Source organism: Lederbergia lenta NBRC 16444 (genome assembly GCF_001591545.1).
In the GTDB taxonomy this organism is placed as follows: domain Bacteria; phylum Bacillota; class Bacilli; order Bacillales; family Bacillaceae_C; genus Lederbergia; species Lederbergia lenta.
In genome coordinates, this window is sequence record NZ_BCVC01000001.1 from 609,673 (window position 1) to 635,850 (window position 26,178).

Consider the following 26,178-nt stretch of genomic DNA (forward strand, 5'->3'; position numbering starts at 1 on the left):
CCTATTAATATGTTTATTGCCCATATTGTCTCTTGTTGCTGTTTTACTAATTTAAAGCATATAAAGGAAAGTCTTGCATATACTTTGAAATGGTGAATGCTGTATAAATATATAATTCTATTGAAAGTAGGATTATTTAGGGGTGGAGAGTTGTGGACAAGATTCGTATAGGAATAATTGGAACTGGAGGAATTGCTCATTGGCATGCAAGGCAATTAACGGAGTTAGATTATGTGGAAATTTGTGCGATTACAGATCCAAGTACAGATAATAGAGAGAGTATCATTTCAGACTATCACTTAGATGGAGTTAGACAGTTTGTGGAACATAGGGAAATGCTAGAAAATACAGAACTTGATGCTGTAGTCATCTGTTCACCACATACACTTCATTTTCAGCAAGCGATGGATGCGATGTCTAGTGGTTGCCATGTTTTGCTTGAAAAGCCGATGGCCTGTTCCGAAGAGGAGGCACAAAAATTAATCGACACTGCGGAAAAGTTGAAAAAAGTTCTTCAAGTTTCCTATCAACGTCATTTTCAACCTGAGTTTTTATTTATCCGCGATGCGATTGCTAGTGGAGAGATTGGAAAGTTAACTTCCGTAACCGCCTCACTTTATCAAGAATGGGGACAAGGAACAACAGGATCATGGCGTCAAAAACCAGCTTTATCTGGGGGCGGAATGTTAATGGATTCAGGGAGTCATATAGTGGACGTGCTTTTATGGACGACTGGATTATCTCCAGAAAAAGTGACGACTCAAATGCAACAACACCATTCACCTGTTGAACTAGATTCTTTTACATCCATAAGATTTGAGAATAATGTTGTCGCCGGTTTAAATATTGTTGGTTACGCCCCATGTTGGCATGAAACATATATATTCTGTGGGGATAACGGAGGTATTTTCTACGACAATGGAAAAGTCACTATCCGCAGACTAGGTGAAGAACCAATTATACCAAAGCTTCCGGAGCAGACAACGAATCAAGATAAAAGCTTTATTGATGCGATCCTTGGTAAACACGAAGTCATGGTACCAGGCCAATTTGCTAAGGAAGTAGTCAAGCTAACAGAAATGATCTATGAAGCTGCAGGCTATGAACCATTAAAGAGTGGTAAATCAAGTTTGATTTAGTCGCTCAATTGAAATAGTATAAATATATTTTCTTATAAATGAAATCCATTGATCATAAGTAAAGAGGGGTAAATCAGAGAAAATCGAGCAAGCGCTATGATATAAAGTTATATATAGAATAAAGAAGGGGAGATTACAGAATGATAAAAAATTTACAAGATACAACAGTTCTACACAATGGAGTAGAAATGCCATGGTTCGGTCTTGGTGTATGGAAAGTGGAAGATGGTAACGAAGTAATGAATGCCGTAAAAACAGCCCTTAATTATGGATATCGCAGTATTGATACCGCAGCGGCATATAGGAATGAAGAAGGTGTCGGTAAAGGAATTAGAGATTCTGGGCTGTCACGTGAAATGATTTTTATTACTTCTAAAGTGGCAAATGATGACCAAGGATATGAATCAACTTTACAGGCTTGTGATGAGAGTTTGAATAGACTTGGTTTAGATTATCTTGATCTCTACTTAGTTCATTGGCCAGTGCCAGGGAAGTATACAGATACGTGGAGAGCGTTGGAAAAGCTTTATAAAGATGGGAAAGTTAGAGCTATCGGAGTAAGTAATTTCCATGTTCACCATCTAGATTCATTGAAAGATGCGGAAATAAAGCCAATGGTTAATCAGATAGAATTTCATCCGTTATTATCACAAATAGACTTACGCTCCTATTGTAAAAAGAATGGGATACAAATAGAGTCATGGTCTCCCCTTATGCAAGGAAAACTTTTGGATAATCAGTTATTGATTGAAATTGGAGATAAATATAACAAAACACCTGCTCAAATAATTCTTCGATGGAATATACAAAATCAAGTTGTAACGATTCCAAAATCTGTTAAGGAGCACCGAATCGTCGAAAATGCTGATATCTTTGATTTTGAATTAACTACTGAAGATGTGAACAGGATTAATGGATTAAATCGAAATAGGCGGATTGGCGCCGATCCTGATAATAGGACATATTAATACGTAATTCATAGTTATGGGTCGAAAAAAGTGTATCAGAATTATTCTGTAAATATTTAATGAAGGTTTATATGAAATAAGAAGAAGGATTTTAGATAGTTTTATCGAAAAGGAAGAGAGAGTTGGACTTTATTATAGGGGGAAATTTGCAAAATGATTAAAGGATTAAGCACAGCAGGGATTGGCGAAGTGAAAAATGTAGAGGAACTTGTACTTCTTGCTTCAGATAATGGGTTTGGTGTCATTGATTCATCAGGGCAGGAATTAAGAGATTTTATTGGAGAAAAAGGGTTAGAGGAAGCGAAAGCGTTTTTACAAAAGCATCAAGTGAAAATTGGTTCGATTGGGTTAGCTGTTGAGTGGAGACAAACAGAAGAACAGTTTAGAGAGGGTTTAGGGACGTTGGTAGAAGATGCAAAAACAGCTGCTGAGTTTGGATGTACAAGCTGCTGTACATATGTTCTTCCAGCTACAGATTATAATGCAGCACATTTTATGGCTTTAGCGACGAAACGCTTAAGATTATGTGCACAAATATTAAAAGAATATGGAGTGAATCTTGGTCTTGAATATGTTGGACCTCACCACTTAAGAACAACTTGGAAAAACCCATTCATTTGGGATCTGCACTCTACTCTTGATTGGATAGAGGCAATTGGTGAGCCGAATGTTGGTTTATTACTAGATAGCTATCATTGGTATACAGCTGAGGAAACATACGAGGATCTTATTGCTTTACAACCATCACAAATTACACATGTTCATCTCAACGATGCAAAAGATATACCAATCGAAGATGTATTAGATAATGATCGCTTATATCCAGGTGAAGGTGTGATTGATTTAGTGGGCTTTTTGAAAGCGCTGAATAAAATTGGTTATAAAGGACCGGTTGTGCAGGAAATTCTAACAAAAGAACCTTTAAGAGAATCGAACAAAGTTTTAGCAGAAAAGTCTGGGAAGGCGTTCGCACAGGTTTTTGCTTCTGCTGAAATAAATTAGTTGTATGTAGTAGACGCATAATTTATTTATGCGTCTATCTAAAATAGATACATAGGGGAGTTCATAATAAACATATATGGATGACTGCCATGATTAAAAATAAAAAAAGGATAGGTGAGATATGAAATTTGGATGTTGTGCAAATATTGACCAAGCTGAAAATATACATGCAGCAGGATTTGATTTTATAGAATGTACGGTGATATCTTTAGAACCTGAAAAAAGTGATAATGAATTCGGATCAGTATTAAATAGATATCAAAACACCCCCCTTCCAATTGAAGTATGTAATGTTTTTTTACCAGGAGACATGAAAATTGTTGGCGAAACCGTCAATCATAACAGGATAAAAACATATATAGAAAAGGCACTAGCTCGGGTTAAACAAATTGGAGCTGATACGATTGTATTTGGAAGTGGTGGGGCTCGAACGATTCCAAGTGGTTTTTCTCACAATAGAGCGGAAGATCAAATGTTACAGTTTCTAAATTTGGTTGCTGATTACGCAGAACCATTAGATCTTACAATTGTGATTGAACCTTTAAATAAAAAAGAGAGTAATATGATCAACAGTGTGCGTGAAGCACAGGATTTCGCAGAGTTAATAAATCGTAAATCTATTCAAGTGTTAGCAGACTTTTATCATATGGATGAGGAAAATGAATCGTTAGAAAATATGGTTTTAGCGCAAAAGTATTTGAAACATGTTCATGTAGCGGATACTGGACGCTTGGCGCCCGGGACAGGTAACTACCCGTATGAACGCTTTGTTGATGATTTAAAACGAGCGAACTACAGTGGTCGTGTTTCAATTGAGTGTAAGTGGAATGATTTTCAAAATGAATTAACTGGCGCAAGAGAGTATCTTAAGGCATGTTTCAGCTCCCATACGGTGCAACGGGAATATGAATAAAAATGAATGATATGAAAAAGTATGGTTGTTACTAGAAATTTTTATACAAGATATCCCGTAGATGGTATAGTTCCCTAAAATTGTATCGGAGGTTTATAAAGTTTAATGAACATTAGAATAACAAAGAGCAATTAGAGTAAAGGAAAACATATAATTCAGCAAGACCAGTCATATAGAAAATTCGAAATATTGGTATAGTATTATAATTAATAAGTGTTTAACAAGGAACAAATTTTTTTGTTAATAAGATTAAGCGCTTTCAATAAGGGGAGATTTTAAAGAGAGAGGGGAATACAGCAATGCAGGCACAACTTAATTTAAAAGTAGAAAGGAATGTAAAGAAACAACGTAATAAATCACAGTATATTTGGTATATTTTTTTACTTCCGACCTTATTAGGAATCTTACTTTTTATGGTATATCCCATTTTTGAATCTTTAAGATTAAGCTTCTATAACTCTAATGGAACAATAGAAACCTTTACTGGACTTAATAATTTTAAAAGAGTACTAACATCAGGCGACTTTTGGAACTCAGTATGGAATACCTTTTATATTGGCATATTTCAAATTTGTATCACTGTTCCTTTAGGTTTTATTTTTGCATCTTTGATTAATTTAGTGTCGAAGGGGCAAAACATTTTAAAGGTAATTTACTTTTTGCCAAATGTAACATCGATTGTTGCTGCATCAATGATATTTGCTTTTGTTCTTCATCCAGAAATGGGTATTATGAACTTTGTGCTTGCTAAGTTAGGTCTGCCAACATCTACATGGTTATCAGACCCGTCGACAGCAAAGTGGGCCGTAATTTTATTATCAATTTGGCATTGGATTGGCTTTGTTATTATTATTTGTTTAGCCAACTTACAATCGATATCCTCTGAAATGTATGAAGCGGCAAAAATCGATGGAGCAAGTGGTATTCAACAATGGATGTTTATTACAATTCCAAACATGTCGGGAACATTTGCCTTTTTGCTTATTACCGGATGGATAGGTGCTTTACAAAGATTCAACGAAGTTTACGTATTAGGAGGTCCTAGTGGAAGTCCTGCCCGCTCTATACAAACAATGGGAGCTTTCATCTATGAACGAGGATTTACTGGTTTTGAATTTGGGATTGCGTCTGCAGCAACGTATATTATGTTTATGATCATTCTTGTTTTTACGTTTATTAATCTAAAAATTTCGAAGATGAAAATATAAAATAGGGAGTAGGTATACGATGGCAAGATCCATGACAATGAAACAATCACAGCGTTTATCAAACGCCATTATACTTATCATACTATTAATCTTCGGATGTATACTTATGACTCCGTTTGCATGGATGATAAGTGTGGGGTTTGACCGAACAGCAAATGTTACAATGCCATTTCCACCAAGATTAATACCAGAGAATGTGTCTTCTTTTAATTATGGAATTATATTTGAAAACGGGAGGATTTTTAAAGCATATTTAAATTCTGGTATTGTAACGATTAGCTCTGTTTTAATAACTGTATCATCTGCACTTTTAGGAGGATACGCGTTTTCGAAAGGTAAGTTTAAAGGAAAGAAATTACTTTTTCTAATAGTATTAGCAACTTTAATGATTCCTATTGAGCCGCGTTTAATTCCGTTATATAAGTTGTTTAATAGTATAGGTTTATTAAATACTTTTTGGCCATTAATTTTACCTTCATTAGTAAATGGATTCTTATTATTTCTATGCAAACAGTTTTTTGATCAGCTACCGGATACCTTACGTGAAGCAGCACAAATAGATGGCGCTGGGGAATTCAAAATATTCTTTAAGGTTTATTTTCCGTTGGCTGGACCAATTGCTGCGACGATGGTAATTTTGTCTTTTATTTGGAGTTGGAATGATTTTTTGTGGCCACTAGTAGTTCTTAATAATCAGGCATTGCACACTGTGCCCCTCTATTTAGCAAGTTTTTCGCTTGAAAATGGTACCAATCTAGGGGGATTAACAATGGCATTAGCAACAGTTAGTATTGTACCTATTATTATTGTGTATTTATTTTTACAAAGATATATTATACAAAGTATTGCGTTAAGTGGAGTAAAGGGGGAGTAGTTAGAATCAATCAAAATATGTAGAGTTGAAATGAATTAGAAAGTCAGAACTTTATTTGAAGGCGTTATCTATAAGGGGGGAAAATGATGATTAAGAGGCTTATGCATAAGAACACTTATTTAATATTAGTTTGTATATTGGTTTTAATGGGTGGACTAGTAGGGTGTAATAAATCTGAGTCAGGTGGTAATAATTCTGAGACTGCAAGTGGCGAATGGAAAGGACAAACACTTAAGGTTCAGATGATTGGTAATTTTAGTATGGAGTCTGGAACTGATCCAATTACGGGTGAGAAAGTGAAAGGAATAGATGTATTAAAGAAAGAATTTGAGAAAAATTATCCTGGAGCAACTGTACAATTTATAATTATGCCTTGGGAAGGATATGTTGAAAAAACTCAAGCCATGCTAACTTCAGGTGAGGCAGATGTGTATCAAATGCCTGGCATAGCTGACTTTGCGGCACAAGGTGTTATGGAGCCGCTACAATCTTACATCGACAAAGATAGTGATTTTGATCTAGATAGCTTTATAGATAATCAAGTCGATGGCTGGAAAGCATTAGGACCAGATGAAACTGATCTGCAAATTTTTGGTCTTCCTTTTCTAGGGGATGCACGATTTATTGCTTATGATAAGCTTCTGTTTGATCAATGGGGTGTAGAATATTTATCTGATAATCCAACGATGGAGGAGGTAATGGAGAAGGCTCAAAAGATGACAGGTACTAATCCTGAAACTGGAGAGAGAAACTATGGTGTTTACTTTCGAGGAGATTGGTCTAGTGCTTTTACTTTGGTGAATGCTGCCGAAGGTCAGAATGGAAATTGGGGAGAAGGCTTTGCATGGGATGAAGTGAAATTTAATTTCAATTCGCCTGAGATGCTAAAAGGATTAAATTGGTTACTTGAAATGAAGGAATATGCACCAGAGGGTATTATGAGTAATCAAGGAAATGAAAAGTGGTTAACAAAAGATAATAATATTGCTATCTCATTAAATATGGGACCTGGTGATCTTGTAAAGCAAACTTACGCCCAAGGATTAGAGGATCGTATTGCTCTCTCCCAAGAATTTAAAAATGATGAAGGTAAAGGTGGGTTGTTCGCTGGTAGCCCAATTGCAATAGCTAAGAATAGTAAGAACAAAGAGTTGGCATGGGAATGGATGAAATTTGCTACTGGTGATTTCGTACAAAAATTCATCTATGAAGAGCAAGGCTTAATGCCTGCTGTAAAGTCAGCATTTGAATGGGACAGTGTTAAAGAAGTGGACCATTTGATGAATCCAATTTTTAAAGCGATGAGTACACCTTTGACACCTAGATATCCGTGGGGATCATCGCAACCTAGATTTATATTACAGGCAGAAATCGAGTCAGCTTTAACTGGTAAACGAAGTGCTCAAGAAGCGTTAGACAGAGCTCAAGCAGAAAGTACTGATTGGGTAAAAAACCGATAACTAAATGAATGCTGAATATCACACCTATGCTGTGCTTTTAATATAAAAGTAGAGGATATAATTTAAGCCCCTTTTAATAGTTTGCCGATTGTATTGTTAATCATTAAGTGTGAAAGATTTATTATCAATATTAATATTCTTTGGTGAATAAATAAACAATAGGGAGCAAGTGAAATCTGTAACCCATATCTAGAAATCTCATTTATATTCACACTAACTAGCTATTAAAAGGAATTTACCTAAGGAATAAAAAAGGAGAGAAAAAAATGGAACAAAAGTTTGCGGCACAATTATTTACGCTACGTGAAGAGCTGACTAAAGGGATTGCACCAGTATTTCGAGAATTAAAGGAAATGGGGTGGGCAGGTGTCCAAATCTCAGCTCTCCCCGCTAATCATAACCCCGAAGAAGTAGCTGATGCATTGAGAGAGACGGGATTAGGTACAGCAGGAATGCATATATCTTTAGATCGTCTTGAAAATGATTTGGAAAATGTGATAAAAGAAGCGGATCTGTATGGAACAAGAGATATTATATGCCCTTTTCTTCCACAAGATTATCAGAATGTGGAAGGGTATAAAAAGTTGAAAGAAAAATTAAATGAAATTGCTAGTAATGTACCTAATTATCGAATTAGTTATCATAATCATGCGTTTGAGTTCGAAACGGAAATCGATGGTGTATCGGCATTGGAATATCTTCTAGCCCCAACGGAGGATAATTTGATTCTAGCGGAAATAGATGTGTATTGGGTGAAAAAAGGAGGAAGAAATCCAGTTTCTTTTATCCAACCGTATGCAAAGAGAATGCCGATCATCCATCTTAAAGATATGTCTAATGATGAAAAAGAGATATTTGCTGAGGTTGGAACTGGTAAGATTGATTTTGTTCCTATTTTACAATGGGGAGAGAAATCTGGTGTTGAATGGTATGCAGTTGAGCAAGATATATGCCCGGGTAATCCAATGGATAGCTTAAGAATTAGTCTTGATAATTTAATGCATCTAAAAGATCAGATATAACAATAATGGACATGGGGGAATGGGAATGATCGAAGTGAAGGTTGGCATTATTGGGATAGGGAATATGGGGACAAGTCACGCTACAAGTATTTTTGAAGGAAGAGTAAGAGGGGCGGTCTTAACTGCTATATGTGATGCTCGACCTGATAGATTAGCGTGGGCGCAAGAAACATTTGGGGATAAAGTACAAACATTTACTTCTATCGATGATTTTTTCGCACATGCAAATATTAGCGGTGTTATTATTGCTACACCCCATTTTGATCATCCAGCACTTGCTATTAAAGCCTTTGAAAGAGGCCTAGATGTGCTTTGCGAGAAACCAGCGGGTGTGTATACAAAAAATGTACGTCAAATGAATGAATCCGCTGAAAAAAGTGGGAAAAAGTTTAGCATGATGTTTAATCAACGGACAAACCCACTATATCAAAAGGTACGAGAGCTTATTTTGTCTGGGGAACTAGGTGAGATTAAGCGTACAAATTGGATTATTACAGATTGGTATCGCTCTCAAAGTTATTATGACTCAGGTGGTTGGCGTGCGACATGGGCTGGTGAAGGAGGCGGAGTAATGCTCAATCAATGTCCCCACCAACTTGATCTCTGGCAGTGGACAACAGGCCTAATGCCAAAACGGGTAAGAGCATTTAGCGGTTTTGGAAAATATCATGATATTGAAGTCGAAGATGATGTGACAGCTTATGTAGAATATGAAAATGGAGCAACTGGTCTCTTTGTTACATCAACGGGTGAAGCGCCAGGCACGAATCGATTTGAAGTTGCCGGTGATCGTGGTAAGTTGGTTGTGGAGGATAATCAATTAACATTTTGGAGACTTAGACAATCGGAACGACAATTCAATCAGGAATACCGGGGTGGTTTTGGTGAACCAGAATGTTGGAAAATCGATATACCTGTACGTGGTAAGTCAACAGGGCATCTTGGGATTTTGAATAATTGGGTAGATGCAATTTTAAATGAAGCAGAGTTGCTTGCTCCTGGAGGAGAGGGAATAAAGGGCTTAGCCATTTCTAATGCCGTTTATTTATCTAGTTGGATAGATGATTGGGTAGATATGCCGATAGATGAGGATCTTTACTATGAAAAATTGCAAGAGAAAATGCAGCAATCTAGTTACGGAAAATCATCGAATGCGGATGTACACCTAAGTGTGAAAGGGACACATTAATGTTGTGTTGATGATATTCATCTGAAATAACGTTAATTTTACTTAATACTAATAAAGCTATATATGCAAAGTCGGCTGTCCATAAGGGAGTCGGCTTTATTTTTTATTAATCGTACATAGAATGATATATAGAAAGCGTTCTAATTAGAGAGAACTATTAACTAAATTTCCATGCTATAATTGAAAATAGCTAAAAGGAAGTGAAAGGGGTTACTACATAACCGAATGATTGAGATCTAGTTTATTAAATTAGATTGAGCATAACTTTCTAACATAATAGTTTGAGAAGATTACTTGCAGATCCCTTGAAAATACACATAATGAGGAGGAAAAAAAGATGAATACCGAAATGAAGGCGGCAATACTTAATAAACCAAAATCGATTGAAATAAAAGAAATTCCAATACCGGAGCCTAAAAATAATGAAGCTTTGTTAAAAGTCCATTGTATCGGTATATGCGGTTCAGATGTTCATTATTATGAGCATGGGAGAATTGGGAGATATGTAGTAGAAAAACCAATCATATTAGGACATGAAGTATCAGGTACAGTAGTAAAAGTAGGAAAAGACGTGAAGAACCTTAATGTAGGGGATCGAGTGGCAGTAGAGCCTGGAATACCTTGTGGAGATTGTGATTATTGTCGATCCGGGAGATACAATCTATGTGCAGATGTAGAATTTATGGCTACACCGCCGTTTGATGGAGCATGGTCAGAATATGTTACAGTTAAAAGCGACTTTTTATTTAAACTCCCAGATCATGTAAGTTTTGAAGAAGGTGCACTTATTGAACCTCTATCAGTCGGCTTTCATGCTATGAGAAGAGGAAAAGTAGGACCAGGAGATACTTTATTAGTTACTGGATTAGGACCAATAGGCTTATTAACGATTGAAGCAGCAAAGATGTTTGGTATATCCGAGATTTATGGAAGTGATGTGGTTGCTTTTAGAAGAGATCTTGCTTTAGAAATGGGTGCAAAAGGTGTGATTGATCCATCAAAAGGCTCTGTACAAGATCAACTGAAAGAAGCCACTGGTGACAAAGCTATAGATGTATTGATAGAAACTTCTGGAAATGCCCATGCTGTCAGTGATACGATTAATTTGGTAAAGCGTGGAGGTAGGGTTGTGTATGTTGGTCTACCAACAGCTGATAGTATTCCAATAGATATAACTTCAATGATCGATGCAGAGATTGATATGCTAGGTGTTTTTAGATATGTCAATACATACGCGGATGCTATAAAGAGTTTAGATCATCCTTTAGTAGATTTAAAAAAAGTGATTACGGATCAGTATCCACTTGATGACATTCAAAAGGCTATAGAAGTAGCCATGACTGAAAAGGAAAAGAGCATAAAAGTAATGATCTATCCAGATTCTGCAGATTTGCAATCAAATTAGTACTATGCTTGATAACGAATTACCATGAAAAGTCCTCTTCCGAAGTGTTTGCTTTGGAAGAGGAAATTTGAACGGAGTTTCCTAATAAAATTCAAGACTTTATGTGTAAGCATCGAGAATATATTTCTGAAAAATACAGTGTAGGTGAGTAAAGTGAAAATAACAGCAAAAATGATAGCGGAAGAACTAGGAGTATCTACGGCAACGGTCGATCGCGTCTTAAATAATAGAAAAGGCGTTAGTGAAAAAACGATTAGGAGAGTCAAAAGAAAAGCGGAAGAATTAGGCTATAAACCAAATACTGCTGCAAAGTTTTTAGCAACTCAAAAGAAAACCAATGTTGCCTTTATATTACCTATTGTGCCAAACTATTTTTGGGATGAGATGGAATCCGAAATAAAGAAAGCAGCACAGGTATATGAAAATTTTGGCTTTGAGGTTCATGTATTTAGAGTTGACACGATCCCAAAAGAAAAACAAATTCTGTTTCTACAAAATATTATTGATCACAATACATATGATGCTATAGTTATATCCCCTCATGATTCAGATCCTTATACCGATGTGATAAACGAAGGAGTAAGAAAAGGTATTCCTATTTTCACATTAAATAATGATGTGCCTTTAAGTAATCGAATTTCATTTGTAGGAGGAGATTATTACCGTGCGGGCTTTTTGGCAGCTGAATTAGTTCATTTGTTCTCAAAAGAATTGAAAGATGTAGTGATTATTAGAGAAGATGAAGATACATTTCAAATGATTAATAAAGAAAAAGGATTCAGAGCCTATTTCCAAATGAATGAAATCGATGTAAACATCCATACATTACCTGTTAAAAGTGATAATATCCAGTTAGACAAGGAATGGAAAAGGGTTGCATTAAAGTATAGCAACGCAATATACGTTGCCAACGGTATTCTAGGTGATATAGCTGAACACATACACGAAGAAAAATATGAGGATTACAAAATATTAATTGGTCATGACATGAGTGAAAAGATTAATAAATATCTACAGCAGAAAATAATTAAATCTACCATATGTCAAGATCCATCTAGTCAAGCTATGATTACTGTAAAGAATGTCTATAACTATCTATTACTAGGAGAAAGAAGTGAAATACTAGAAACAATTATTAAACTTGAAATCGTTACACCGTCAAATGCAAGTTATTATATTCATCAATAAATTTTTAAAAAAAGAAAAATGATTGACGTACATCAAGAAATCTATTAAGCTATAAAAGTAAAGCGCTTACTTATCTGAAAAGAGTAAAAAAGAGGTTTTCTTATTTTTTTAAGGAGAAATGACATACGTACATCAATATTTTGAAGAGTCAGAAAGGGGATTTATTATGAGTAAACTAAAAGTGATTCAAGTAGGAACGGGGGGGTTTGGGACATCTTGGTTAGAAATAATCGATAATTTTGAAGCCATAGAATTAGTCGGAGTTGTAGATGTAAATCATAAAAATCTCCTAAACGCTAAAGAATTTATTAAAAATAATAAAGTCGAATATTTTACGGATCATTTAGAAGCCTTTTCAAAAATAAAGGCAGATATAGCGGTCATCATCACTCCCCCACAAACACATAAAAGATTAGCATTAGATGCTTTAGAAAATAATTTAAATGTTTTTATGGAAAAACCCATAGCACATACTTTGGAAGACGCATTAGAATTACTGGAAAAGTCAAAACAGTACCGGAAATTTGTGATGATAAGTCAAAACTATCGCTGGAGACCTGAAATAGAAGCAGTTAAACAGGCAGTTCAAAAAGAAAAGATCGGAAAGATTGAATATGTTGAATGGAACTTTAGGCGGGCTACAAAGTTTGGTGGATGGAGAGATCAATATGAGGAAATTTTGATTGAAGATATGAGTATCCACCATTTTGATCTTATGCGTCATATTCTGGGAGTTGAACCATCGACGGTTTTTGCAAAGAGCATGAAGCCATCTTGGAGTTGGTTTAATGGAAAAAGTACAGCCACTGTCATCATGAATTTTGAAAACGTACTTATTAATTACTTTGGGAGTTGGGTAACAAGAGGGAAAGAAACACCTTGGAATGGAGAGTTTAAACTAGTAGGGGAAAAGGGAGTTATCGAATTAAATGATGATTGTCCTTCCATTACATTCGCAGATGGTATGTTTAAAGAGCTATTGCCAGTTCCAATGGAATTTGAAGACAGAGAGTATTCTCTGTATGAAATGACAGAAGCAATTAAAGAGAATAGAAAACCGATAACCGACATAGCAGACAATATTAATAGTTTTGCAATTGTAGGCGCTGCTCTAGAATCAATTAAACAGGAAAAAGAAATAGAAATAACATCTGTGCTAAAGGGAAGGGGTTAGTCAAATATGAAAAAAAGACTGTTGATTTTAGTAAGTGTGCTTTGTTTAGTTTTTCTGGCAGCATGCAATAATTCAGATTCAGAAAAATCGACTGATAATAAAAATGCAGATGGGCAAGTTGTGATTACAATTTGGGATTATTTAGCACCAGATTCTTCATCTGATGAAGAACAAAAGGCTCTAATTAAACAGTATGAAAGTGAAAACCCTAACATTAAGTTTGAAAGAACCTATATCCCATTTGCAGATTTAAAGACAAAACTACTTCAAGGGATAGCTGGAAATTCCCTTCCAGATATTGTGGTTATTGATAATCCAGATCACCAATCTTTTATCGAAGCGGGAGTATTTGCTGATATTACGAAAGAAGTGGAAGAATGGGGACAAGCCGATAAATATTATCCAGGGGCAATGGATTCTGCGAAGCTTGAGGGGAAATATTACGGAATTCCAAATAACAGTAATGCATTAGCGATATATTATAACAAAAAAATGTTCGAACAAGCTAGTATTACAAAAACACCTCAAAATTGGGATGAGTTTGCTGAAACAGCAAAGAAATTAACGGATGGAGATGTGAAAGGATTTGCAATGGCAGGGAAAAAAAGTGAAGAAAGTACTTTTCAATTTTTGCCTTACATATGGCAGTCTGGAGCTGATTTAGATTCATTCGATAGTTCTGAAGCTAAAAAGGCTTTGAAATTGATTCAAAATCTTGTTAATGAAGGATCATTATCAAAAAACATGATTAACTGGGATCAATCGGACGTATTAGTACAATTTCAAACACAAAAAGCCGCTATGATGGAGAATGGACCTTGGCAAATTCCGATTTTAGAAAAAGATTCTCCAGATTTGGATTGGGGCGTGTTCTTAATGCCTCAAGATAAAAATGCTGCTTCCGTTTTAGGCGGCGAAAACTGGGCAATCACAGCCGACTCAGAAAATAAAAAAGAAGCATGGGATTTCTTAAAATGGACACAGAAACCGGATATTCTAGGGCCAATGCACGAACTCGGCGGGAGGTTGCCAAGTAGAGAAGACCTTGGTTCAGATTCGCAATATATTTGGCAAAAAGATGAAAACGTAAGTGTCTTTATGGAGCAATTAAAATCCGCTAAACCTCGAGCTTATGGTACAAAATATCCGGAAATTTCTAGCAATGTGCAAGAGGCAATACAACGTGCGATAACTGGCGAGGAAGTTGATAAAGTAATGGATGATGCAGCTAAAAAGATTGAGCCCTTATTGCCGTAATAATAGGAGAGATTTTCTCTCCTATTTAAAAAGATCACCAGAAATTAAAGGTATTTATGGTCCGATTTTTAAAAGAGTTATTTATAAAAACTCTGTCGCTCAGCAAACTTCAGGTTTCTTATAACGATAAAAGTAAACATCAGCTTACCTTGTCGGCTTACGGTGTATCCTTTGCGTTATTAGAACCCCGTTAGGAAGTACGTAGATTAGCGGGCGACTACGCTTTTCTATAAAGGAGGTTTTTAATATGTATGATTCACCGAAGAAAAGCTTACCACTCTATCTTTTTGTGCTACCCGCAGTCCTTTTTGTAATATGTTTTATGATCTATCCCATCATTTATAATATAGTTGTTAGTTTTCAAGATTTAAAGATTAGTAATTTAAATAGTGGTGGCCCGTTTATCGGTTTACAGAATTATATAGAAATCTTTCAATCTGAAAAGTTTCTTGTTGCCTTTAAAAACACTTTTATATATACAATTACATGTATTTTTTTTCAAGTTGTAATTGGTTATTTATTGGCATTGTTTTTTAATCAAGATTTTCCATTTAGAAATTTTTTCCGTTCTATACTTTTGTTGGCGTGGATGACGCCTCTCGTGATCACAGGAACATTATTTAAATGGTTATTTGATGTTGACTATGGTGTGATCAATTATATTCTAATGAATATTCATGTTATTGACAATCCAATAAACTGGCTTGGACAGGAGAGTACGGCTTTGGCAGCAGTTATTATTACGAATATATGGGTAGGTATTCCATTTAATATGATTTTAATCTTATCTGCACTTCAAGCGTTGCCAGGTGAAGTATATGAAGCTGCCAAAATTGACGGAGCAAATAAGCTTCAGACTTTTACAAAGATTACAATGCCACTTATGAAACCAACACTATTTGTCATCTTAGTATTAGGGATAATTTATACATTTAAAGTATTCGATATTATTTTAATTATGACTGGTGGTGGTCCAGTTAATGCGACGCAAGTGCTTCCTTTCTTTGGATATGAACAAGCATTTGTTAATTTTAACTTTGGAACGAGTGGTGCGGTAGCAACAATCATCCTATTAATCTTAATGTGTATTTCACTTGTATATCTTTATATGATTAAAAAGGAGGAGTCGGCATGAGGAAATATTCAGCTAAACAGTACATGCTACTCCTAGTTGCTATCGTATTTACCATTGTATTTTTATTTCCTATATATTGGATGATTACAACTTCGATTAAACCAATACAAGACGTTTTTGCAACACCACCGATGATTATTCCAGAGAGTATTCAATTTGATGCCTATGCAAAAAATTTAATTGAAGATCAAAGTCTACTGCCATACTTGAAAAACTCGTTTATTATTGCAACGGGAACAGCGATATTCACTTTGGTGATTGCGCTTCCTTGTGCCTATGCCTTAGCAAGATTTCGTCTTAAAGGAGCATCGATTTTAATATTGATCTTATTGATCACACAGATGATTCCAGGAATTATGATGGCAATGCCACTATTTATATTATTTAGTAAGTTAGAGCTGTTAAATAGTTATCTAGCATTAATTATAGGAAATACGACAACTGCACTTCCGTTTGCAATTGTAGTTATGAGGCCATTCTTTTTATCTATTCCAAAAGGTTTGGAAGACGCGGCTGTAGTAGATGGATGTAATGCTTTTACAGCTTTTATTAGAATAATTTTACCGTTGACAAAGCCAACTGTTTTAACTGTTGGTACATTTAGTTTCCTATTTGCATGGGGAGATTTGATCTTTGCCCTAACGTTGGCGACCGAAGAAAAAATTAGACCATTAACGATGGGCTTGACGAAGTTCATAGGGCAATACGGCACGCAATGGGATAACTTAATGTCAGTTTCTACAATTGCAGCAGCGCCGATTATTATTATATTCTTATTGCTTCAAAAATATATCGTAAGTGGAATTACAGCAGGTTCAGAAAAATAATAGAATGGGAGAGATGGAGAATGAAACTAGGTGTATTCGCAGTATTATTTTCAAAAATGTCGTTAGAAGAAATGTTGGACTATGTAAAGAAAAGTGGGTTAAATACGATAGAAATTGGCACGGGGGGCTACGTTGGTAATGCACACTGTGATCCAAAAGAGTTGTTAGCAGATGAAAGTAAATTAGAAAAATTTATGCAGGCTTTTGAATCTAGAGGGATTGAAATTAGTGCATTAAGTTGTCATGGTAATTCACTACATCCTAATGAAGAAATTGCCACAGAACATCATGAAGCTTTTGTAAATACAGTTAAGCTTGCAGCAAAATTAGGTGTTGAAAATGTAGTTACATTTTCGGGTTGTCCTGGCGAATCCGACTATTCTAAACATCCAGTCTGGATAACATGCCCGTGGCCAGATGACTTTTCAACCGTAGTAGAGTGGCAATGGGAAAATAAAGTAATTCCTTATTGGAAGAAACAAACAGAACTATTAGATGAATATAATGTAAGAGCTGCAATTGAGCCACACCCAGGTTTTGTTGTTTATAATACAGAAACTATTCTACGCTTGAGAAGTGAATGTGGAGAAAAAATTGGGGCAAACTTTGACCCAAGTCATTACTTTTGGCAAGGGATGGATCCAGTAAATAGCATTAGAGCTCTAGGGGATGCATTATTCCATTTTCACGCAAAAGATACTAGAATTGATTCTCAGAATAACTCTCTTAATGGTGTGCTTGATACGAAGTCATATCGTGACATTGCAAATCGGTCATGGGTATTTAGAACTGTAGGGTATGGTCATGGGGAAGATGTATGGAGAGATATTATTAGTGCTCTTCAAACAATCGAATATCAAGGCGCTGTAAGTATCGAACATGAAGATGGTTTAATGGGAGTGAATGAAGGCTTTACAAAGGCAGTTTCATTTTTAAAAGATATTCTTATTGAAGATGGAGCAAAGGATTTATGGTGGGCATAAAAAAGAACTTAGTTTAGGGATGGTTGGTTATAAATTTATGGGAATGGCTCAATTTCATGCATACCGAGATGCTCCCTTCTTTTTTGATTTAGAAGTAAAACAGATAAGACAAGCTATCTGTGGTAGAAACGAAAAAGGGGTTAAGGAGGCTGCCAGAAAGTTTGGTTGGATTAGCTATGAGACTGATTGGAATGTGCTAATTGCAAGAGAGAGAACATTGATTTTAATTTAATTGATATAAAAGCCGGCTTCCAAGGGGAATCCGGCTTTCCCATATGAAAATGAATTTATATTTAATCATATTGTATAAAGTCAAAATAATAAATTCAAACAAATCGAAATAGTGTTGCAATTGCGAAGGGACCTTTGTATACTGAATGTAACCGATTACAAATTAAGGTTAGGAGGGAGGAAGATACTATCGTTAAAATGATAGATGTAGCTCAATTAGCTAATGTATCGACAGCAACTGTTTCAAGAGTATTACAGAATCCTGAAGAAGTGAAAGAAGAAACTAGAAAAAGAGTTTTAAGTAGTATTAAGCAGTTAAATTATCAGCCAAATGTGTTGGCTAGACATCTTAGAAAAAATAAGACAAATACAATCCTAGTAGTCGTTCCAAATATATTAAATACTGTCTTTTCGCATATTGTGGGGGGAATAGAACACACTGCTAGTAAAAATAATTTTCGTGTTATATTAGGCAATTCAAACAAAGATATTAATAAGGAATATGACTTTTTAAATGTCCTAAAACAAAGACAAGTAGATGGAATGATTTTATTATCTGCCCAAATGGATAGTGACACTTTGAACGAACTTGTAAAAGAATATTCGGTAGTAATTGCATCTGAATACAAAGAGTCCGTAAATGCAGCTATGGTAACAATCGATAATATTAAGAGTGGAATAATGGCAACAAGGCATTTGCTTAGATTAGGTCATAAGCAAGTTGCACATATATCCGGTCCACTTAGTAACTATCTGAGTAAAGATCGTTTTAAAGGATATAAGCAAGCCATCATTCAACAAGGATTAGAAGTAGACAGTGATTTAATTAAAGAGGGAGCCTTTACTTTAGAATCAGGATTCGATCAAACAATTGCTTTGTTGAATTCAAATAAACCTTTTTCTGCTTTATTTGCGGCAAACGACGTAATGGCAATTGGGGCAATCAAGGCTGCAAAAGTGTATGGTGTAAGAGTTCCAGAAGATTTAGCAGTAGTAGGATTTGATAATATTGGTTTTTCTTCCGTTTTTGATCCTGGGATCACAACCATTGCCCAGCCAATGACTGAGATGGGCAATAAAGCGATGGAATTACTACTTAAAAGTATGAAAGGAACAGAATATCGAAAAGAGAGGATAATGTTGCAAACTAATTTAATTATTAGAGAATCGTGTGGGGCAAAGAAGTAATAAGTTCGAAAATAATGTAAACGATTACATTTAAAATGGATACTTAAAAGGGATTATAAAAATTCCTAAGAAATTAGATAACTAACATATTAAAAAGGTGGGAAAAATTTATGAAACGACCGTTGTTGCTTTGTATATTTTTGTTTGCTTTGATAATTGGTGGTTGTGCACCAGGAGGTAATTCCTCATCAGGTGAGGCTAAATCTAAAGGGAAATTAACGCCCGACAAACAAACTTTAGAATTTTGGTACATTGATCCGGGTGAAAAAGAAGTTGTTTATCAGGAAGCTGTTAAGAGGTTTGAAGAAAAAAATCCTGATGTGGAAGTGAAAATGCTTCGAACAGCAAATGATGCCTATAAACAAAAACTTGTTGTTGCGATGTCCGGAGGTACGCCACCTGATGTTTTCCATAGCTGGGGAGGCGGATGGCTAAAAGAATTTGTTGATCAGAATCAAGTATTGGATGTAACAAGTAAAACTGACAAGGAACATTTTAATGAACTAGCTTTAAATAATAGTACATTTGAAGATAAGGTTTATGGGCTTCCTCTAGGGATATCTCTAGATTTACTATTTTACAACAAGGAAATTTTTAACGAATATGGACTTACTGCTCCAGAAACATATAAAGAATGGGTAGAAATCATTAAAACATTAAAGGAAAATGATGTGATTCCAATTGCTTTAGCAAACCAGACAAAATGGCCGGGAGCTTACTACCTAATGAATTTTGCAAGCCGCATCGGGGGACCTGAATTATTTAATGAAGCATTCGCTCGTGATGGGAGAGGCTTTGATGATGAGGCGTATATAGAGGCAGGTAAATATATTCAGGAATTAGTAGAAATGGAAGCTTTCAACCATGGTTTTAATGGTGTGCCTTATGATGAGGGACAAGGTAGACAGTTATTATATTCAGGACAGGCCGCCATGATGGATATGTCTGTTTCTCTTGTTAACAATACAAAAACAGAAGCACCTGATTTTGAGAAAAAACTAGATTTCTTTGTTTTTCCTAAAATTGATGGAGGGGCTGGCAGTCTAGAGGATCATGGAGCTTCAACGGCGCCTGTCTGGTCAGTGTCAGCCAAAAGTAAAAATCCAGATTTAGCCACAGAGCTTATTAAAGAGTTAACAAGCGTGGAAACAGCTCAAGCATATACGCATAAGACTGGTTCCTTATCAGCGATAAATGGTGTTGAACCGGAAGATGAATTGATTAGTAGAATATATAAAGTGGCTCAAGATGCCAATTACTTGCAAATGCCTTATGATCAGACACTTCCGGCCGAATTAGCTGAGTTACATAAAGATACTACTCAGGCTATATTTGGACTTACTATTACACCAGAAGAAGCAGCCGAACAAATGGAGAAAATGGCTAAAGAAACATTAGAGTAATAGATAGTAGGGAGGGGAGACTCCCCTCCTTTATATAGAGGAGGAACTACTATGCAGGACGTAAGCACATCGAAAACGGAATCGAGAACAATGCTGAATGTAAAAACAATTGTCGATAAAAACAAAATGAAAGATGTCTTAACGATTGCACTCTTTGTTTCCCCAGCTTTATTTATTTATGCGTTATATGTTATTTATCCGATTATTGCTACTTTGAATTATAGTCTTTTTGATTGGCGGGGCGGGGCCGAAAGTACTTTTGTTGGTCTGCAAAATTATTTCAGACTTTTTCAAGATCCAACTTTTTGGGCCGCTTTAAAGAATAATATTTGGATTACTATAACTTCGGTATTCGTACAAATTCCTATAGGCTTAATTATGGCTTTAATGTTGTTTGCACCAATCAGAGGAATTCGATTAATGAGTAGTGTCTATTTTTTTCCTTATTTAATGTCAACCGTAGCAATCGGAATTTTATGGGTATATATGTACGATCCAATTAATGGTTCGATTAATCAATTGCTTAATTTACTAGGCTTTGAAAATATCGCTTGGCTTAGTGAAAAAGGCACAGCAATGATTGCTGTTTTGTTGGTAATAGTGTGGAACTTTGCACCGTTTTATATGATTTTATTTCGTGCTGCCATTGTAGGCATACCTGAAGAATTATATGAAGCTGCAAAAATAGATGGAGCAAATCCGCTTCATAGATTTGTTCATATTACTTTGCCACTTTTATTTCCAACAATCGTAACCTCTTCTATTTTGGCGATTGTAGGATCTCTAAAAGCATTTGATATTTTTTATGTGATGACTGGTGGAGGACCGAATCATGCTACTGAATTAATGGGAACTTACATGTTTAAGCAAGCTTTTGTTAACTTTAATATGGGTTACGCAAGTGCAATAGCGTTCATCATGTTTTTAATCGCTTTAGTAGTTACGATTTTGATCCAACTACTAGATTATTTCAGACAAAAGAAAGGGGAGATGATTTAAATGAATACAGTAAAAAAGACACCACTTTATTTAGTAGGACTACTGTTACTAATTATTTCTGGGTACCCTTTTATATATATGATATCTACTGCACTAAAAACTCAAAGTGATTTTTTTGAAAAGCCCTTTTCCATGTTTACTTCCTTTAATATAGAGAACTTCGTGAACGTTTTTCAATTAGGATTAACTAAATATTTTTCTAATAGTATTGTAGTAACAGTTATATCGGTCGGAACAGTCGTAATAGTTGCTGCATTAGCAAGTTATCCAATAAGTAGAATGAACTTTCGATTTAACAGAGCCTTATTTCTATTGTTTATCTCAGGAATGATGCTTCCTATTCATGCTACCCTTATCCCGATTTTCAAACTATCTGAGAGTATGGGAGTCTATGATACCCTACTTGCTTTGATCGGACCCTATATTGCTTTTAGTTTACCAATTTCTATCTTTATTTTAACCCAGTTCATGAGAGATATTCCAAAATCATTAGAAGAAGCGGCTAAAATTGATGGCTGTAACCATTTAGGAATTTTTCGACATGTCATTTTACCCATGCTAACGCCAGCTTTGATGGCAGTAATTATTTATAATGCAATATCTTTATGGAATGAATTTATATTTGCACTTGTGCTAATATCAAGCCCAGAAAGTATGACACTACCTCTTGGTCTACAAGCATTTAAAGGAGAGTTCTCAGTAAATGTACCAGGCCTTATGGCAGCTTTAACATTAGCAAGTCTCCCATTACTAGTAATATATCTATTTTCTCAAGAAAAAGTGGTGAAGGGACTTACCGGGGGAGCGGTAAAGGGATAAATTAAGTTAAACAATACAAACTTTAAAAATATAACTAGAATAAGATATAATAATATTGATAGTATTGGTAAACGTTTATTTTCTAAAGAATAGAAGAGTATGGAGGTTTATTATGTCTGAAAAGATAGGAATTGGTATAATAGGCTGTGGTAATATTAGCAGTCAATATTTAAAGTATTGCCAAACATTCAATATTCTAGATGTTGTAGCTTGTTCAGATATTGATATCGAAAAGGCTAAAGCTAGAGCAGAGGAGTACTCTATTCCGAAAGCGCTCACTGTTGAACAAATATTAGCTGATCCGCAGATAGATATCATTATTAATTTAACTATTCCTGCTGCACATGCAGATGTTAGTATTTTAGCATTGGAACATGGAAAGCACGTTTATGTAGAAAAACCACTAGCAATTGGTATGCAAGATGCAAAAAAAGTACTTGATGTTGCGAATAGAAAAGGATTGTATGTTGGTTGTGCTCCTGACACAGTTTTAGGAGCAGGGGTTCAAACAGCTAGAAAATTAATTGACGATGGATGGATTGGAACACCGTTATCAGCTACTGCATTTATGATGGGGAAAGGTCCAGAATCATGGCATCCAGATCCTGATTTTTTCTATAAAGAAGGAGCCGGCCCCCTATTTGACATGGGTCCATATTACATAACATCTTTAATTCAATTACTTGGGCCAATTGAATCAATTACTGCAACGGCTAAGAAGGGCTTTGAAAAAAGATTAATTACGAGCAAACCTAAATATGGTACAGAAATTAATGTAGAAACACCAACTCATATTGCAGGTAATTTACAATTCTTAAATGGAGCACTAGCAACGATGGTTATGAGTTTTGATGTATTTGGCGGTCACCATTTACCGAATATAGAAATTTACGGAAGTGAAGGTACGATTCGTGTTCCCGATCCAAATTATTTTGACGGTTATGTTCAACTAAGTCGAAAAGATAATCCTGAATGGAAGGAAGTACCACACTCTCATCCATATGCGGATTCGGGAAGAGGATTAGGAGTGGCAGAATTAGCTCATGCAATCCGTGATAAACGACAAAATAGAGCAAATGGAAAGATTGGTTATCATGTATTGGAATCAATGTATGGATTCTTACTCTCCTCAAAAGAAAAAAAAGTTTATACAATGGAAAGCACTTGTGAAAGACCTGTAGCTATGGATACGCAAGGTTTATTTTAATAAAGAATAGCTCTTCTATAAGGGAGCAGTCAGACTGTCGTGAAAAGTTACGGCAGTCTTTTTGTGTGAAGAATGATTTATATGATTAAGAAAATAGTTAGAGTAAAGACAAAATTTAAACAATAATCATCAAAAACGGCTGATTCTTAATACCTGTGACAATAGTACTTGTATTTGTGATATCTTACTAGTAAAATGGATTTTAAGTGTTGTTTTCTTAGATTTTGGAAAGTATGGATAAAAGTACAGGAAAATTAATTTCAAAGATATAATCCGAAAAATATTCTGAAAATTCACTAACCATAATGCTTCAAATCAAGTATGAGATTTATGGATATTTTAATACCGAAAAATGTAAGCGTTGTATGAAAGAAGAATGGAGTTTATGTATATGGAAAATTAATATGATTGGTTAAAAGGAAATTTACTTATAGGGGACAACATAAGAACCACAATTATTATTTAGCATATTTTATATTAAAGGATGGTTAGGTATGAGAAGTAGAATAAACTTTAGAAATGTATTTTTGCGTCCATCAATTGGAAAGCGATTACTTGTTAATCTGTTATTATTTTCAATGATTCCAATTATTTTCATTGGCTTTTTTTCTTATGAGGTGTCATCATCGCTTATTCGTGACAAAGTAAGTGATGTTACACAGGAATTGATTACTCAAGTAGCGAGAAATTATGAACAAAAAGTAGCTGAAATGGAGAGAATCACTTTAAATATCGCTACATCTAAAAATGTTAGTGATGGATTAGATACGTTTGGAAGTGAAGAAGGTTCCTACGAATATATTTTACAAAAAAATACACTAGATCAATATTTAGGACATCAATCTGTTACGAGTAATGATATTAAGAGTTTAATAATTGTTTCCGAAAAAGAAATATATGGTGAGAAGAATGAATTTAGTATCAATACTGAATCACCAGAAATGAAAGAAATGTTGGATCAAATACATACTGCTAAGGGTACTGTTGTTTGGCTATCCATACCAAATGAAGAAAGTGAGACAGGGCATGCTGTGTTTTTAGGAAGAGAAGTTGCTAATAGCAAAGGAGTGCTTTTGGCTGAGATTGATAATAGTGTATTTAATGAAAGTATTCAAGAGATAAAACTGGGCGAAACCGGATATCTATCTATTTTAAATAACAATTGGGAAGTCATTGTGAATAGTGTTGAAAAAGGAGAAAATGAAAGTAGTCTATTAGTGAAGGAAATACAAAAGCTAAACTTTAAGGAGACCGATACAATAACTTTTTTTTCAAAACATAATGAGCTAGTTACAACGAAAAAAATGGAAAACACAGATTGGACATTATTCTCAAGCGTACCAATTAAAGAATTAACGACAGAAACAAGCGAAATTGCAAAAGTGACAATCATTGTTGGAGCTATCACTTTTCTGCTCTCACTCGTGGTCGCTTTAATTATTGCGCGCAGAATGACAAAACCTATTAAGAAGGTTACAGAGATGATGAAAGAGGTAGAGATTGGTAATTTACAAATTGCTAGTCAACTAGAAAATAGCACTTACAGACAAGATGAAATTGGTCAGCTTACGGATTCTCTTAAAAACATGGTTGAAGGTATAAGAAAAATGATAATAGATACCTCCAATACTGCCGAAATAATGTCGAGTTCTTCCCTTCGACTTTCGGAAAATGCCGTATATAATCGAAATTTATCTGATCAAACGAATGAGAGTATTCAACATGTTGCACACTTATCTTTTGAAACCGTGGCAAGCACGGAAGAAAGTGCGGTTGCATTTGAGTCCATCGCCATAGATATACAAAAGATAGCAGAAGCTTCATCAAAAGTTTCCAGTAACTCGGTACTTATGTCTGCTGAAGCTGAAAAAGGACAAGGCTATATTTCTAATGCTGTAACTGAAATAGAAAAGGTAAATAAAACGGTTGGTGAATCAGTCCAATTAATTGAAGAGTTAGACGTAAGATCAAATCAAGTTGCACAAATAACAGGGATTATCAGTTCAATAGCTGACCAAACTAATTTGCTTGCATTAAATGCCTCCATAGAAGCTGCAAGGGCTGGGGAGCACGGTCAAGGATTTACAGTCGTTGCAGATGAGGTTAGAAAATTAGCACAGCAGTCTCAAAATGCTACGAAAGATATTGGGGCATTAATCTCAGAGATTCAAAGTTCAACAAAGTCAACAGTTTTGAAGGTAACAAAAGGAAAAGAGGAAGTCATAAAAAGCAATCAAGCAATGGAAGAAGCGGGTTTACAATTCCGCACAATTATGACCTCTATACAAGGTATTTCAGAACAAATTAAAGAAGTAACCGCGATTATTCATGAAATATCAGCAAATTCAGAAGAGGTATCTGCAACCGTGCATGTGATGAATGAGAACACAAGCCATAGTAATCAGATGGCAACAAAGATACAAAAGGATGTTGCTAAACAACTTGAATCGATTGATCAAGCATCGATTGATTCAAAAGAATTAGAGCATATTTCTCAAAAGTTACTGAAGGCGATTCAAGTATTTAAAGTATAGAGAGATGGCTATGGGTCTTAAACTATTATCCTCTCGACCTGAAAAAAGTGAAC

The 26,178-nt window shown here is 35.2% G+C and carries 23 protein-coding genes; all 23 read left to right on the plus strand.

Going from position 1 to position 26,178, the window contains the following annotated elements; genetic code table 11:
- Positions 1 to 152 precede the first annotated feature (152 nt).
- The 23 genes from BLE01S_RS02690 to BLE01S_RS02800 all read left to right on the plus strand — a co-directional run bounded on the left by BLE01S_RS02690 (position 153) and on the right by BLE01S_RS02800 (position 26,125).
- Complete coding sequence (locus BLE01S_RS02690) at positions 153 to 1,139, plus strand: Gfo/Idh/MocA family protein (protein ID WP_066137043.1); 987 nt, start codon at positions 153 to 155, stop codon at positions 1,137 to 1,139.
- Positions 1,140 to 1,279: 140 nt separating this feature from the next.
- Positions 1,280 to 2,107: an aldo/keto reductase gene (locus BLE01S_RS02695; protein ID WP_066137045.1), complete on the plus strand. Its 828-nt coding sequence runs from the start codon at positions 1,280 to 1,282 to the stop codon at positions 2,105 to 2,107.
- A gap of 153 nt (positions 2,108 to 2,260) precedes the next feature.
- The gene (locus BLE01S_RS02700) at positions 2,261 to 3,109 is read left to right on the plus strand and encodes a sugar phosphate isomerase/epimerase family protein (RefSeq protein ID WP_066137047.1); all 849 of its coding nucleotides are present in this window, start codon (positions 2,261 to 2,263) and stop codon (positions 3,107 to 3,109) included.
- A 121-nt stretch (positions 3,110 to 3,230) separates the two neighbouring features.
- On the plus strand, positions 3,231 to 4,022 hold the full coding sequence (locus tag BLE01S_RS02705) for a sugar phosphate isomerase/epimerase family protein (RefSeq protein ID WP_066137049.1): 792 nt from the start codon (positions 3,231 to 3,233) through the stop codon (positions 4,020 to 4,022).
- A 299-nt stretch (positions 4,023 to 4,321) separates the two neighbouring features.
- On the plus strand, positions 4,322 to 5,230 hold the full coding sequence (locus BLE01S_RS02710; protein WP_066137051.1) for a carbohydrate ABC transporter permease: 909 nt from the start codon (positions 4,322 to 4,324) through the stop codon (positions 5,228 to 5,230).
- A 19-nt stretch (positions 5,231 to 5,249) separates the two neighbouring features.
- Positions 5,250 to 6,104 carry a carbohydrate ABC transporter permease gene (locus BLE01S_RS02715; RefSeq protein ID WP_111703428.1) on the plus strand — a complete coding sequence of 285 codons (855 nt, stop codon included), beginning with the start codon at positions 5,250 to 5,252 and terminating at the stop codon, positions 6,102 to 6,104.
- 83 nt (positions 6,105 to 6,187) lie between these two features.
- A complete protein-coding gene (locus BLE01S_RS02720; protein WP_231955905.1) occupies positions 6,188 to 7,564 on the plus strand; it encodes an extracellular solute-binding protein in 1,377 nt (458 codons plus the stop codon).
- Positions 7,565 to 7,830: 266 nt separating this feature from the next.
- Positions 7,831 to 8,586 carry a sugar phosphate isomerase/epimerase family protein gene (locus tag BLE01S_RS02725; RefSeq protein ID WP_066137055.1) on the plus strand — a complete coding sequence of 252 codons (756 nt, stop codon included), beginning with the start codon at positions 7,831 to 7,833 and terminating at the stop codon, positions 8,584 to 8,586.
- 25 nt (positions 8,587 to 8,611) lie between these two features.
- Positions 8,612 to 9,775, plus strand: a complete 1,164-nt coding sequence (locus BLE01S_RS02730; protein WP_066137057.1) for a Gfo/Idh/MocA family protein — start codon at positions 8,612 to 8,614, stop codon at positions 9,773 to 9,775.
- 337 nt (positions 9,776 to 10,112) lie between these two features.
- Positions 10,113 to 11,180 (plus strand): NAD(P)-dependent alcohol dehydrogenase, encoded by a 1,068-nt coding sequence (locus BLE01S_RS02735; RefSeq protein ID WP_066137058.1) that lies wholly within the window; start codon positions 10,113 to 10,115, stop codon positions 11,178 to 11,180.
- A 153-nt stretch (positions 11,181 to 11,333) separates the two neighbouring features.
- The gene (locus BLE01S_RS02740) at positions 11,334 to 12,368 is read left to right on the plus strand and encodes a LacI family DNA-binding transcriptional regulator (RefSeq protein WP_066137060.1); all 1,035 of its coding nucleotides are present in this window, start codon (positions 11,334 to 11,336) and stop codon (positions 12,366 to 12,368) included.
- 166 nt (positions 12,369 to 12,534) lie between these two features.
- Complete coding sequence (locus BLE01S_RS02745; RefSeq protein ID WP_066137062.1) at positions 12,535 to 13,542, plus strand: Gfo/Idh/MocA family protein; 1,008 nt, start codon at positions 12,535 to 12,537, stop codon at positions 13,540 to 13,542.
- 6 nt (positions 13,543 to 13,548) lie between these two features.
- On the plus strand, positions 13,549 to 14,799 hold the full coding sequence (locus BLE01S_RS02750; protein ID WP_066137064.1) for an ABC transporter substrate-binding protein: 1,251 nt from the start codon (positions 13,549 to 13,551) through the stop codon (positions 14,797 to 14,799).
- 247 nt (positions 14,800 to 15,046) lie between these two features.
- The gene (locus BLE01S_RS02755; protein ID WP_066137066.1) at positions 15,047 to 15,934 is read left to right on the plus strand and encodes a carbohydrate ABC transporter permease; all 888 of its coding nucleotides are present in this window, start codon (positions 15,047 to 15,049) and stop codon (positions 15,932 to 15,934) included.
- The gene (locus BLE01S_RS02760; RefSeq protein WP_066137068.1) at positions 15,931 to 16,761 is read left to right on the plus strand and encodes a carbohydrate ABC transporter permease; all 831 of its coding nucleotides are present in this window, start codon (positions 15,931 to 15,933) and stop codon (positions 16,759 to 16,761) included. Before BLE01S_RS02755 ends, BLE01S_RS02760 begins: the two co-directional genes overlap by 4 nt.
- A 20-nt stretch (positions 16,762 to 16,781) precedes the next feature.
- Positions 16,782 to 17,744 (plus strand): sugar phosphate isomerase/epimerase family protein, encoded by a 963-nt coding sequence (locus BLE01S_RS02765; protein ID WP_066137070.1) that lies wholly within the window; start codon positions 16,782 to 16,784, stop codon positions 17,742 to 17,744.
- A complete protein-coding gene (locus BLE01S_RS02770) occupies positions 17,716 to 17,976 on the plus strand; it encodes a Gfo/Idh/MocA family oxidoreductase (protein WP_066137072.1) in 261 nt (86 codons plus the stop codon). Before BLE01S_RS02765 ends, BLE01S_RS02770 begins: the two co-directional genes overlap by 29 nt.
- Before the next feature lie 197 nt (positions 17,977 to 18,173).
- A complete protein-coding gene (locus tag BLE01S_RS02775; RefSeq protein ID WP_066137074.1) occupies positions 18,174 to 19,163 on the plus strand; it encodes a LacI family DNA-binding transcriptional regulator in 990 nt (329 codons plus the stop codon).
- Positions 19,164 to 19,273: 110 nt separating this feature from the next.
- A complete protein-coding gene (locus BLE01S_RS02780; RefSeq protein ID WP_066137076.1) occupies positions 19,274 to 20,566 on the plus strand; it encodes an extracellular solute-binding protein in 1,293 nt (430 codons plus the stop codon).
- 51 nt (positions 20,567 to 20,617) lie between these two features.
- Positions 20,618 to 21,565, plus strand: coding sequence for a carbohydrate ABC transporter permease (locus tag BLE01S_RS02785; protein ID WP_082788556.1), 948 nt, complete (start codon positions 20,618 to 20,620; stop codon positions 21,563 to 21,565).
- Positions 21,566 to 22,384 carry a carbohydrate ABC transporter permease gene (locus tag BLE01S_RS02790; protein ID WP_066137078.1) on the plus strand — a complete coding sequence of 273 codons (819 nt, stop codon included), beginning with the start codon at positions 21,566 to 21,568 and terminating at the stop codon, positions 22,382 to 22,384.
- Positions 22,385 to 22,496: 112 nt separating this feature from the next.
- Entirely contained in the window at positions 22,497 to 23,591 is a 1,095-nt protein-coding gene (locus tag BLE01S_RS02795) for a Gfo/Idh/MocA family protein (protein WP_066137080.1), read from the plus strand.
- A 494-nt stretch (positions 23,592 to 24,085) separates the two neighbouring features.
- On the plus strand, positions 24,086 to 26,125 hold the full coding sequence (locus BLE01S_RS02800; protein WP_066137082.1) for a methyl-accepting chemotaxis protein: 2,040 nt from the start codon (positions 24,086 to 24,088) through the stop codon (positions 26,123 to 26,125).
- Positions 26,126 to 26,178 lie beyond the last annotated feature (53 nt).

What these genes read in the sequence shown, in the direction of transcription:
- BLE01S_RS02695 (WP_066137045.1), top strand. Translation starts at nt 1,280, where the DNA reads ATGATAAAAAATTTACAAGATACAACAGTTCTACACAATGGAGTAGAA.
- BLE01S_RS02800 (WP_066137082.1), top strand. Translation starts at nt 24,086, where the DNA reads ATGAGAAGTAGAATAAACTTTAGAAATGTATTTTTGCGTCCATCAATT.
- BLE01S_RS02725 (WP_066137055.1), top strand. Translation starts at nt 7,831, where the DNA reads ATGGAACAAAAGTTTGCGGCACAATTATTTACGCTACGTGAAGAGCTG.
- BLE01S_RS02770 (WP_066137072.1), top strand. Translation starts at nt 17,716, where the DNA reads ATGGAGCAAAGGATTTATGGTGGGCATAAAAAAGAACTTAGTTTAGGG.
- BLE01S_RS02765 (WP_066137070.1), top strand. Translation starts at nt 16,782, where the DNA reads ATGAAACTAGGTGTATTCGCAGTATTATTTTCAAAAATGTCGTTAGAA.
- BLE01S_RS02720 (WP_231955905.1), top strand. Translation starts at nt 6,188, where the DNA reads ATGATGATTAAGAGGCTTATGCATAAGAACACTTATTTAATATTAGTT.
- BLE01S_RS02745 (WP_066137062.1), top strand. Translation starts at nt 12,535, where the DNA reads ATGAGTAAACTAAAAGTGATTCAAGTAGGAACGGGGGGGTTTGGGACA.
- BLE01S_RS02715 (WP_111703428.1), top strand. Translation starts at nt 5,250, where the DNA reads ATGGCAAGATCCATGACAATGAAACAATCACAGCGTTTATCAAACGCC.
- BLE01S_RS02760 (WP_066137068.1), top strand. Translation starts at nt 15,931, where the DNA reads ATGAGGAAATATTCAGCTAAACAGTACATGCTACTCCTAGTTGCTATC.
- BLE01S_RS02700 (WP_066137047.1), top strand. Translation starts at nt 2,261, where the DNA reads ATGATTAAAGGATTAAGCACAGCAGGGATTGGCGAAGTGAAAAATGTA.
- BLE01S_RS02795 (WP_066137080.1), top strand. Translation starts at nt 22,497, where the DNA reads ATGTCTGAAAAGATAGGAATTGGTATAATAGGCTGTGGTAATATTAGC.
- BLE01S_RS02755 (WP_066137066.1), top strand. Translation starts at nt 15,047, where the DNA reads ATGTATGATTCACCGAAGAAAAGCTTACCACTCTATCTTTTTGTGCTA.
- BLE01S_RS02705 (WP_066137049.1), top strand. Translation starts at nt 3,231, where the DNA reads ATGAAATTTGGATGTTGTGCAAATATTGACCAAGCTGAAAATATACAT.
- BLE01S_RS02775 (WP_066137074.1), top strand. Translation starts at nt 18,174, where the DNA reads ATGATAGATGTAGCTCAATTAGCTAATGTATCGACAGCAACTGTTTCA.
- BLE01S_RS02735 (WP_066137058.1), top strand. Translation starts at nt 10,113, where the DNA reads ATGAATACCGAAATGAAGGCGGCAATACTTAATAAACCAAAATCGATT.
- BLE01S_RS02790 (WP_066137078.1), top strand. Translation starts at nt 21,566, where the DNA reads ATGAATACAGTAAAAAAGACACCACTTTATTTAGTAGGACTACTGTTA.
- BLE01S_RS02750 (WP_066137064.1), top strand. Translation starts at nt 13,549, where the DNA reads ATGAAAAAAAGACTGTTGATTTTAGTAAGTGTGCTTTGTTTAGTTTTT.
- BLE01S_RS02785 (WP_082788556.1), top strand. Translation starts at nt 20,618, where the DNA reads ATGCAGGACGTAAGCACATCGAAAACGGAATCGAGAACAATGCTGAAT.
- BLE01S_RS02730 (WP_066137057.1), top strand. Translation starts at nt 8,612, where the DNA reads ATGATCGAAGTGAAGGTTGGCATTATTGGGATAGGGAATATGGGGACA.
- BLE01S_RS02780 (WP_066137076.1), top strand. Translation starts at nt 19,274, where the DNA reads ATGAAACGACCGTTGTTGCTTTGTATATTTTTGTTTGCTTTGATAATT.
- BLE01S_RS02710 (WP_066137051.1), top strand. Translation starts at nt 4,322, where the DNA reads ATGCAGGCACAACTTAATTTAAAAGTAGAAAGGAATGTAAAGAAACAA.